The organism is Halalkalibacter flavus (assembly GCF_036663575.1).
GTDB classification, from domain to species: Bacteria; Bacillota; Bacilli; order Bacillales; family Bacillaceae_D; genus Halalkalibacter; species Halalkalibacter flavus.
The window spans coordinates 1-10,684 of the sequence record NZ_JAWRVK010000074.1 but is presented as its reverse complement, the minus strand read 5'-3'; the positions used below and the strand labels follow the sequence as shown (position 1 = coordinate 10,684).

Here is a 10,684-nt window from a genome sequence, read left to right as displayed (position 1 = left end):
GTCAAGCCACCTGAGTCTACTTGATAATTGGTAAGAAAGTTAACTTTTTTGTGTCCAAAATATTGACCTAGATCCAACGTGCTGTTACAGCCTTATCTAGGCTAGGCTAATAAAAAAGGAATCTTAAAACAATATTTATTTGTTTTTTCTTCTTTAATCTTGACCATGTTTACTTTTATAATTTATTTAAAAATAAAGGAAGAATGGCTAGCTCTATAAATAAAAGGCAATATTACATTCACAAAACTTCCTAAAGAGTTATTCAAAACATGTGATACCCCAAACGGCTCTGTTGAAAAAACTTATATAGAGCATTCTGTTTTAGTAACAGGATTTGATGATGATTTTATTGATTTTAATGACCCCTTGGCAAGTGTTAAGTATAGAAAAATCTCCAAACAGGATTTTGTAGAAGCCTGGATACAAATGAGAAAATAAGCAATTAACTTGTAGATTAGAGAAAACCAATAGATAAATATAATTTCATCTACATTATTAATAAACATAAAACGGAACAACTTAATATAATACAAACCAAAAAAAGGTAAATGACTTATTATCTCATTTACCTCTTTCTGTTTTCATTATTTTGACTTTACTCTTAATTGAGTTATATTTTTAGTTCTTTCTTTTTCCTTCCTCTGCCAATACGTCCCACGTTTTCCCAAAGTCTTTTGTCTCATAAATACTTTGTTTCATTGATCCGAGTACTAACTTTTGATTATCTGTTGGATAGGTACTAATATACATAATGTAATCATCGTCTACCTTAAAGTTCAGAGATGCCCATGTTTCTCCAAAGTCTTCACTCAAATACAAGCCTTCCTTTTCTCCAAAGAGATAGGCTACTAAATCTTCTGAATCAGAATCAAGAGTTTGGAAAGAACTTGCGCTAAGATTATTTTCTTTTAAATCCCACGTTTGACCACCGTCAGATGATTCATACAGTCCTGTCTCAGTTCCAGCTAATAAGTAATCAGGAGATTGCGGATGAGACGTTAATGAAAGAACCGAAGCTACAGGTCCTGGTAATCCTGTTGTATCCACCATCTCCCAATCATAACCTCCATTGTTTGACCGATATAGGTTAGAGTTGTAAACATCAATTCCATACATGATTTCTTGGTTTCCTTCATTTACGTGTAAAAGATGAAAATCAACTTCCTCATAAAGTGCAATTGGTTCCCATGTTTCCCCCGAATCATTACTAATAATGACCCCTAATGGATCAACATAGTCGGATCGAGCACCAGGATGCCCACTTGAGATCATCAAGTCCTCATCTATAATTGTATAACCCATGAAATCATGCTGATGTTCTGGCTCACCAACTAATTCCCAACTGTCTTCATTTAAATTAATTAAGCCCATATGTGTAGCTAGAAAAATACTCTCGTCATGTTGTGAGTATTCTAATCCATGAATATGCATAAACGAGTCGATCTGATTTGTGTCATTTGAGCATGCTGATATAACAAATAGAGATAGAGTAATTATACTAGCCATTAATCCTTTTTTCATTGAAATAATCCCCTTTAAATGTGTTATCTTTTGTTGAAAATTTGCTCACTTTATCGTTAAAGCCTTCTACGATAGAGCGACAACTCTTATCTTAACATGTTCTTTCTCTTTACAAATTCTTCTTTTGAGATTTCACCGGTTGCGAAACGTTCCTCCAAAATGGCATAGGGAGACTTCGCTTTACTTTCCAATCGAAACAAAAGCCTTAGTATTAAATAAATGATAATAAGCAGAGCAAGTGCAACAAATCCCATTTTTAAGATATACGACATCATTTCAGCTGAATCTCTAAACATACGATCTCCTCCTTTAAAAGCCCATAAAACCATTAAAAATATTATTTACTAAATAAGAGGTAATTCTAGTCATCCAATCAAAATACAAAAACACACCAAATACGATCATTAGAATTCCCCCAAATTTCATAATCAGATTCGTATATTTATTAATCCAGTTCATTCTCCCAATAAAGATTGTCATGATAAAGAAAGGTATTGCAAACCCAATACTATAAGCACTCATATAAAGCATCCCGGAACCCGGGTTGGTCATACTTAAAGTAATGACGGAAGCTAAGATTGGGCCAATACAAGGAGTCCACCCAGCAGCAAATGCAATGCCAATTACATAGGTGCCAATATACCCGCTAGGTTTATTGGAAAATTGGAATTGATGATTTTTCATTAGAAACGACGGCCTGATTACTCCAAGAGTTACCATTCCAAACAAAATAATAAAAATGGCTCCTAGTTGTCGAATGAGATTATTGTATTGCAAGAATAAGTCTCCTACTAATGTTGTGGACATTCCAAGCACAACAAAAATAGTAGAAAACCCTAAAATAAAGATGAACGTGTGTAACATAGCTCTTGGAGGTAGAAAGCGACCTTTTTTCTTCATCTCATCCACCGTCATCCCGGTTATATAGGATAGAAAGGCTGGATATAATGGGAGATTGCAGGGGGAAATAAAAGATAAAACCCCCGCTCCAAAAGCCAATAATATTGTTAAATCTGTCATAAATATCTCCCTTTTAAGCGTATGAATGTAATCCTGCAATGACTAAATTGATAAATAGCAAGTTAAACATGATGATCCCAAAACCAATCACTAAAAGCCATGCGGATTTCTCTCCATGCCACCCCCTTGATAGTCTTAAATGTAAATAGTCAGCATAAAAAAGAAACGTTATAAGAGCCCAAACTTCTTTTGGATCCCAACCCCAAAATCGTGTCCAAGCGATTTGGGCCCAAATCATGGCAAATATTAATCCGCCTAAAGTAAAGACTGGAAACCCAATAATAATTGATCTTATTCGTATTCAAGCTGTGCCTCCATTTCCCATTCATTTATCCAATTAAAAGTAACAGAGTAATTATTTAATGAAAACACTCCGACTGTAATTGCAATGGCTACGGCACACATAACCGAATAAATAACAGCCTCAAGCCAAAATGTTTGTTTTGAGCGCTTCCTTTGGTCAACGACACGTATGAGGTAGATTAAACCTGCAATAAATCCAACCCCAAGAATTCCTTGACCAATAGCAGTGGTTATCACATGAATATGAAGCCAGTAAGTTTGTAAGCCAGGTAATAAAGGAGTAACTTAGTTTGGGAATACTGATGCATAGGCAATGATCACAATTTCCAACAGGCATTGAGAAAATACCTAATACCGGCTTCTTATAAATAAGATAAAGAATTAGAAACGCAAAAAGAATGGTTAATCCTAAAAACGTGGTATATTCAAACATATTACTAACTGGGGCATGTCCAGCCGCAATCCAACTAGTGACAAAATACCCTAGTTGTGCTAAAAATCCTGCACACGCTAGACCAAAGCTGATCCTTCCCCACCTCTTCGTTTTATTTACTGATTTACTATTTTCATAATAGATCGTAATAGAGAAAGCAATTGTCGCGAAAATATAGATAAAAAACGCCGCGAGCAATAGATTACTACTTAGTTCGACCATATTGTAACACTCCCAAACTACTTATTTGTCTTCTGTCCTATCGACCGGCTGTTCGAGCTCTGCCTCTTTTGCCATTTCAGCCATTTCACGTTAAAAGCATACCAATTTTTATTCGTATGTCCGGCCATCATTACTTTCCCATTCTCTTCTTGTATCCAAATTCTCCGGTGAGTCCAATAGCTTCCCTGGACTAAACCGATCATAAAAATGAATCCACCTATAACTAAAATGGGTAAAGTATAGTCTTTTCGAACAATCAGCGCAGATACATGTTTTTGTCTCTAGATCAGATAACCTAATTAAATATTTTCACTTACGACTAATGGTTTGCCACATCCTCCACATAAGTCTGTTCCTTGAGGATTTTGCTGTCCACAAGAACAGCTAAGGTTATTCATTTCAATCACTCCTGCGGTTTAATACTTTCCATATACTGTGCGATCGCTTGCTCTGTCATGCCTCCTGTAATGATGTTAATGATCTCCCCATTCGCATTAATTAGAAAAGTTGTAGGAAGTGGAATGACTCCATAACGGTCTAATACTTGTTGACCTTTATCCATTGGAATTGGGAACGTTAAGTTGAGTCTTTCGACAAAGCGTTGAACGGTCAATTCAGGTTCACCTACATTTACAGCAAGGATTTCTACACCCTGCTCTTTATATATCGCATATTGGTTTTCCATATATGGCATCTCACGCTCACACGGTGGACAATATGTACCCCAGAAATTTAAAAACACTCCCTTGCCCTTGTAGTCTTCAAGTTCCACCTCATTGCCATCAAGATCTGTAAGTGCAAAATTTGGCGCTTTATCCCCTACGCGAACTGCAGCATTAGCATCCGAAAAGAAATTCGAATAGAACGTATACCCTATTGCCACTGCCATTATGAGTAAGGTCACTGTTCTGATAAATAATCGTCTAGTTTTCATAAAACTCTCCTTTCAGTCTGCAATAGTAAAGAGTATAATGAGAAATTGTGAAGGAATCATGGAGAAATACTAAATTGTAAAATCTGTCACATCCTATTCAAATAATACTCTCTTTTTTAGAGCCAAAAAAAAGAGCCTTCTCAAAAGAAGACCTATTTTAAACCCTATTCATTTTGTTTTCCCTTTTTGGTATAAACTTTATAGAAAATATAAATGGAAGCTACTAAGAAAATAGGAATAAATGTATATATACAAATTGTAATAAAGGTAAGACTGAGATGGCGATGCATTTCAGGTAGAATCCAAGTTGCTGAAATCGTTAAACAAATTATACCTAACAAAATAAAGAAAAAAATAATTAGCCATTCTAATTTATTCAATTGACTTCAACTCACTTTAATCCGATATTTTTGGAAGAATAATAGTGAATTCCGTACCTTCTCCAACAATGCTCTCCACCTCAATTGTCCCATTGTGTAACTCTACAAGCTGCTTAACAATGGATAATCCAAGACCAGTACCACCAAAAGCCCTTGATCGCGATTTTTCTACTCGATAAAAACGTTCGAATATATACGGTAATTCCTCTTCTTTCATTCCGATTCCCGTGTCGCTAATTTTAATCTTAATGTTTTCTTGACCACTAACAGAAGAGATTGTAATGGATCCTATTTTTGTATACTTTATTGCGTTTTCTACTAAATTCAAAAAAATTTGCTCCAACCTTAGAAGATCACCAAGCACTATGTCATCCTTATCAGATAGCTCACCTCGGTATTCAATTCTAATATGTTGTTCTTGTGCTTTGTATGAAGTTTTTTTAACAACAAGTTTTATTATTTCATTTATGTTCACTTTTTTAAGTTCAAGATTAAAACGGCCTTCGTCCATCTGTGCTAAGTCAAATAAATCATTGACTAAATAAGTTAATTTAGTTGCTTCATGATCAATAATTTCAAGGTATTGGTCTCTCTCTTCTTCAGTTTTCCAACGCTCTTCTCGCAATACTTTTGAGTATCCTTTTAGATAAGTCATAGGCGTGCGTAACTCATGTGATATATTGGCGAAAAACTCGCGTCTTTGATCATTTATACGTTGTAAACTAAATGCTAAATCATTAATAGCTCGTGCCAGCGTCCCTAACTCATCACCTGATTTCTGAACGATACGTGTATTATAGTTGCCTTTAGCAATTTGTCTTGCCGCTTTTTCCATACTGACTAATGGCTGAGATAATTTTTTGGAAATAAAATAAGTAAGTCCAATTCCCAAAAATAAAGCTCCAATTGCTGAAAGTTTCAGGAAATTTTGCACGTTTTTTATAGACAGTATGATACTCTCGAGTGAAGAAAAAACAATAACATGTCCCTTAGCATTATTTACATGTATATGTGAAGCTGTCGCAATATACGTTTTCCCATCAGAATCTTCAAACGAATTGGTCATATAGTGGTGTGAATCTGCAGAATGAATAAGGTCAAAAAGATACTCTGTGTCATGATGACTCATTGAAAAGTTCGATTGAGCCCAAACCTCTCCCTCATCACTAAGTGCCAGCATTTTTTGATTCGAGATTTTCGCAGCTACTTCCACAACCTCTAATCGGTTTTCAACAGTACTATCATTAATTAAGCTAGCATATTGAGAAGACAGCATATGTGTTTCTTCTTGAGCTTGACTAACATAAAATCCATAAAAAATTTGATTCATGACAAAACCTAACGGCAATATTATCGTAATTAATAACAGAAGAATCGTAAGGCCTAATTTAATATCAATTCGATTCATAAGTTATCCCATCTCTTTTTATAAAAATTTGTATCCAACACCCCATACAGTTATTATTCGATTATTTTTTAGTCCAGCAACATAAAGTTTTGATCGTATATTTTTGATATGAGAGTCTACAGTTCTTTGCGCTCCTACATAATCCTCTCCCCAGATTAAATAAAGCAAGTCGTCTCTCGTATATACTCGTTGTGGATTTAAAGCGAGCTTATATAAAAGCTCGAACTCTTTTGCTGTTAATTCAACCAATTCATTGTTCACATAGACACTTCTATTATCATAATAAATGGTTAAACCGTCTTCAAATGCTAACTTCACTTCATCTTGCTTTGCCTCAATTGTAGTTACTCTTCTAAGTAATGCTTTTACACGAGCTATTAGCTCTTCTGGCTCAAACGGTTTTGTAAGATAATCATCCGCTCCTAAATTTAACCCATCTACTCGATCGTCTAACGCTTTCCTAGCTGAAAGCATTAATATCGGAATTGTTGAGTACTCTCTCACAATTTTACACACCTCAAAACCATCTAGATCTGGCATCATAATATCTAATATAATCAAATCATATTGTTCCGGGCTATTCTGAATTTTTGTAATTGCCTCCTTACCCGTAGAAGCCTCAGAAAGCTCAAATCCCTCATCTTTCAAATAAATCGATAAAAGAGTTCGCATTTGAAACTCATCATCAACAATTAAAATAGTTTTGTTTTCAATCATATGATTAACCCCTTGTATTTAATTTGAAACTATATAGTAAAAATTATGAAAAACACGTTATGAAAGTTGGCTTAACGTATAACGAAAAAGATAGGAATCCTGCTAGTTTTTGATTTTTATTTTCACTTCAATTGAACTCGTATTATCACTTTCTCATCATTAAAGAAATCTGTTGTTTGCTCCTCATTTATCTTGGGAAATTCTTGACCATTATCTAAAATGATCTGACTTGGTAAAGCAACTGCATAATCATCCTTGTTTATCCCGTCCTCCGTAATACTTTCCAGCATTGCTGTTAAGAAAAAACCATTTTCTACTTCCTCGATTTCATCTATTATTACTTTTCTAAAATTGTTTTCATAAATATCTTGAACATCTTTAGTATCTGGTTGTTGACATCCAGCCAAAGTAATAAAAACGAATTTCAATACTGATATTATTCTCACATTACTCCTGCAATAGCCCATACATACAGGGTTAACACGTTATAAAGAAATTCAGTCTATTCAAGTTTTATTTGATTAATAATAGAAGATAAATGTGGAGAAAAGATGAAGACAAAAAATTAAGAACTTCATTTCTTCACCAAAAAACACTATTATTTCAATTTAATACACTTACTAAATTAATGAAACGTAATATTCAAAATCTAATCTACAACAAGGGTTTAGTAATTAAGAACAAAACAAACATGACTCATACGAGAGTCATGTTTGTTTATATTTTTTACAAAAATTACTCAGGTTTATTTGGGATGTTAGGATTTATTGAAAAACCAGGTTCAAAACCTTTATAACGAACTTCTGCCATCATTCCTGCATTGGCATGATGAAATTCATGGCAATGGAACATCCAAATACCTGGATTCTTTGCTTCAAATACAATTTCATATGTTTCCCCTGGTCTGACATTCAATGTATCTTTTAAGATCGGTGATCCAGAAATAGGTACTTCGTCCTTAGAAATAACATTGAAAAATTCTCCATGTAAGTGCATTGGGTGGTCAACATCTGTGTCATTTACAATTGTAAATTTCACCACGTCTCCTTCTTCAACTTCATAACTCTCATGGTCCGGAAACAATTTATCATTAATTGTAAACGTCTCACCACCATCATTTGTTCCTAGAATCATATCGAACTCTTTTGTGATATCAGGTAGATTTACATCAACTGCTTCTCCGTAGGCAGTAAAGTCAAAAAATGAAGAAATGGTTTCGGTCGTCTGAAGATCATTGCTTTCATAACCACTATAAACAATAGGTATTAAAGACTGTAAATTCTCTCTGTTCTCTTCAGCGAAAACCTGTACTCCCCATGCCCCTGGATTGTCCAGCTCTATTACAACATCATAGCGTTCAGCAGGTGCTATACGAAATGCTGTATCGTTTAACCATTCAGGTTCATTTACAGACTGGCCATCATAATTTGTGATTTTAAAAGAGTGCCCTGGAATCGAAACAACTTGAGTAAAGAGCCCTGCATTCAGAAAACGAAGTTTCATTTTATTTCCTTCTTCAACCTGAATTGACTCTATTTGCGGTGTTGCTTTTCCATTTATAATCATAGTATCATACATTTCATTCATCATTTCAGCATGACTTAACCCATTACTCCCACTACTCACATCGCCATGATCCATTTCCTCTTTTTCCATATTGCCATGGTCCATATCTCCATGATTCATGCTTCCATGGTCCATATTGCTGTGATCCATATCTCCATGATTCATGCTTCCATGATCCATATTGCTGTGATCCATATCTCCCATTCCCATAGAGGACCACTCATCAATTACGATCACTTCATCCAGATCATATGATTGCCCGTCTTTAGGCTCAACAATAAAGACACCGTAAAGACCTTTCCCAACTTGTCTAGCACCATCTTGATGGGAATGATACCAATATGTCCCCGGCACATCAGCCTGATACTCATAAGTAAATGTTTCTCCAGGCATGATTGCATTTTGTGTTACACCAGGAACACCATCCATCTCATTTGGAACCGGAAATCCGTGTAAATGAAGAGCAGTGGGTTCATCTAATGAATTGGTCACATTTACTAATACACTATCGCCTTCTTGAACTCTAATTTCTTGACCAGGTAAACTACCATTATAAGTCCATGCATCATCCATGATCTCATCATTGAACATCCAGTGAGTTTCTGTAACATTTAGGTCAAAAACTCTCTTTCCATCTTCTTCTGAAATCACTTCCTGTGTTAGTTCTTCCTGCTGAGGCTCACTATGTCCCATCGCCGAATGGTCAACTGCATCATTTGAACAGCCGGCAATAACTAATGACAATGCCAGTGCTATACCTAAACCGTATGATTTCTTCAATGTTAATTTCCCCTTTTCCAAAAATAATGTTTGATTAGCTTTCAAATATAATTCTAAAAAAAAAGTATATAGAATTTATGAAGAAATGAACTTAAACATCATTTTCATAAAAACGTCACACTTTTTCTCTGAAAAAATAAACAAAAAAGTTAAATTACGCCTATAAATTTTCCTTTTTTAGAAGGATACAATCATCATTTTTTAATAGATAAATGTGAAATACATCACCTCTACATAGGCCCAAAACTCTTGTTAATTCTGTAGGGATACGAATTGAGCCTCTATCACTAACTATCATTTTATTATCAAGAGAATTATCCGAGTATTTTTTAATGATTAGATCTTTTGAGTCACCTATTAACCCTATTGCAACCTCTTCTCCAGGTAAGATCTTCAATCTCCCCCTTATTGAACTCGGAATAGTAATGTGCTGCTTATGCTTAAGACTACACATTAATTTACTATCAACTAATTCATTAACTATTTCTTTATTGCTACTTTTTATCATTTATTAACACCTCATTTTCAATGACTATTAATAGAATAGGATTGAAATATAAAGAAAGTGTGAAGAAAGTTGCAATAATTTTGAAGGTAATTTTTGTAAAGTTCTAGCTATTATAAGTAACCAAAGAGAATTTAACTACTGCACATTAATCATACGATAACACACATCTCTTATTTGTACGGATATTGTTATCGTTAAAGAATTAATCAATTACTGATCAAACGTTAACGTTCCCATAAAATTGATTTAATCAGGCTACTAGTATAGAAAGTCATTAAGCAGACTTACATAGGATGTTAAACTCATATTCCCAATGCAAATATTAAATCAATACCTAAATTCCTAAGCCGCTACTTTTTCATCCTCAAACATGTTAGCCTCAACAAGTGTTATATCACGCCCATCCTTATTATAGTGAAATTTTGTAAAAAGTTGGTAGCAAACTAATCGCATTTTATGCTCAAAATACTTTCGACAGCCGAAAATTGTAACAATATTTGGAAATCACCTAAAAGAGGAACGCTTAAAGAGAAAGCTCACACAAGAGAATCTGACTGAATTGATCGGGGACACGCAAGCTTCTCTCGCTTTTTATGAAAATGATGAACAAGTTCCACTTCCCAATCGACTCAAACAACTATCGTCTTTGTTAAACCTCTCACCAAGTGCGCTTTTAGGACACCATGCTTCAGTTCCAGCAATCAAAAAGATTCATGGGGTGATACGCTGTTCCAACCATTGGATAAATTACAGCAAATGAGCCAGTAACAGATGTACACATCATAGAATATACCTATATACCTGATGACGGTAAATTTTAATTTCCAAACGCGTGGTCTAACTCCACCGTCTTTAGACGGTATACGCTTTTAGCCTTATACTTCGATGTCCA

At 34.7% G+C, this 10,684-nt stretch carries 12 protein-coding genes and 1 pseudogene; 2 read left to right on the top strand and 11 right to left on the bottom strand.

The window, feature by feature from the left end; translation table 11 throughout:
• Positions 1-219 precede the first annotated feature (219 nt).
• Positions 220-438: a C39 family peptidase gene (locus tag SAY88_RS26290; protein WP_488803304.1), complete on the top strand. Its 219-nt coding sequence runs from the start codon at positions 220-222 to the stop codon at positions 436-438.
• 180 nt (positions 439-618) lie between these two features.
• On the opposite strand, the gene SAY88_RS23825 is transcribed toward SAY88_RS26290, so the two are convergent.
• The 11 genes and pseudogenes from SAY88_RS23825 to SAY88_RS23775 form a co-directional block, all read right to left on the bottom strand.
• Complete coding sequence (locus tag SAY88_RS23825; protein WP_332634872.1) at positions 619-1,521, bottom strand: F510_1955 family glycosylhydrolase; 903 nt, start codon at positions 1,519-1,521, stop codon at positions 619-621.
• An 86-nt stretch (positions 1,522-1,607) separates the two neighbouring features.
• A complete protein-coding gene (locus SAY88_RS23820) occupies positions 1,608-1,817 on the bottom strand; it encodes an SHOCT domain-containing protein (RefSeq protein WP_332634870.1) in 210 nt (69 codons plus the stop codon).
• A 13-nt stretch (positions 1,818-1,830) separates the two neighbouring features.
• Entirely contained in the window at positions 1,831-2,541 is a 711-nt protein-coding gene (locus tag SAY88_RS23815; RefSeq protein WP_332634869.1) for a cytochrome c biogenesis CcdA family protein, read from the bottom strand.
• Positions 2,542-2,554: 13 nt separating this feature from the next.
• Positions 2,555-3,499: pseudogene (gene ccsB / locus SAY88_RS23810) on the bottom strand (c-type cytochrome biogenesis protein CcsB).
• 17 nt (positions 3,500-3,516) lie between these two features.
• Entirely contained in the window at positions 3,517-3,720 is a 204-nt protein-coding gene (locus SAY88_RS23805) for a cytochrome c biogenesis ResB family protein (RefSeq protein WP_431308916.1), read from the bottom strand.
• Between the two features lie 182 nt (positions 3,721-3,902).
• Complete coding sequence (gene resA / locus SAY88_RS23800; RefSeq protein WP_332634868.1) at positions 3,903-4,433, bottom strand: thiol-disulfide oxidoreductase ResA; 531 nt, start codon at positions 4,431-4,433, stop codon at positions 3,903-3,905.
• 396 nt (positions 4,434-4,829) lie between these two features.
• Positions 4,830-6,221, bottom strand: coding sequence for a sensor histidine kinase (locus tag SAY88_RS23795; protein WP_332634867.1), 1,392 nt, complete (start codon positions 6,219-6,221; stop codon positions 4,830-4,832).
• Positions 6,222-6,239: 18 nt separating this feature from the next.
• Positions 6,240-6,938 (bottom strand): response regulator transcription factor, encoded by a 699-nt coding sequence (locus tag SAY88_RS23790; RefSeq protein ID WP_332634865.1) that lies wholly within the window; start codon positions 6,936-6,938, stop codon positions 6,240-6,242.
• Between the two features lie 122 nt (positions 6,939-7,060).
• Entirely contained in the window at positions 7,061-7,384 is a 324-nt protein-coding gene (locus tag SAY88_RS23785; protein ID WP_332634863.1) for a hypothetical protein, read from the bottom strand.
• A gap of 289 nt (positions 7,385-7,673) precedes the next feature.
• The gene (locus SAY88_RS23780) at positions 7,674-9,284 is read right to left on the bottom strand and encodes a multicopper oxidase family protein (protein ID WP_332634862.1); all 1,611 of its coding nucleotides are present in this window, start codon (positions 9,282-9,284) and stop codon (positions 7,674-7,676) included.
• A 160-nt stretch (positions 9,285-9,444) separates the two neighbouring features.
• Positions 9,445-9,792: an AbrB/MazE/SpoVT family DNA-binding domain-containing protein gene (locus tag SAY88_RS23775; RefSeq protein ID WP_332634860.1), complete on the bottom strand. Its 348-nt coding sequence runs from the start codon at positions 9,790-9,792 to the stop codon at positions 9,445-9,447.
• A gap of 451 nt (positions 9,793-10,243) precedes the next feature.
• Between SAY88_RS23775 and SAY88_RS26120 the strand changes: the two genes are divergently transcribed.
• Complete coding sequence (locus tag SAY88_RS26120; RefSeq protein WP_431308915.1) at positions 10,244-10,552, top strand: helix-turn-helix transcriptional regulator; 309 nt, start codon at positions 10,244-10,246, stop codon at positions 10,550-10,552.
• Positions 10,553-10,684 lie beyond the last annotated feature (132 nt).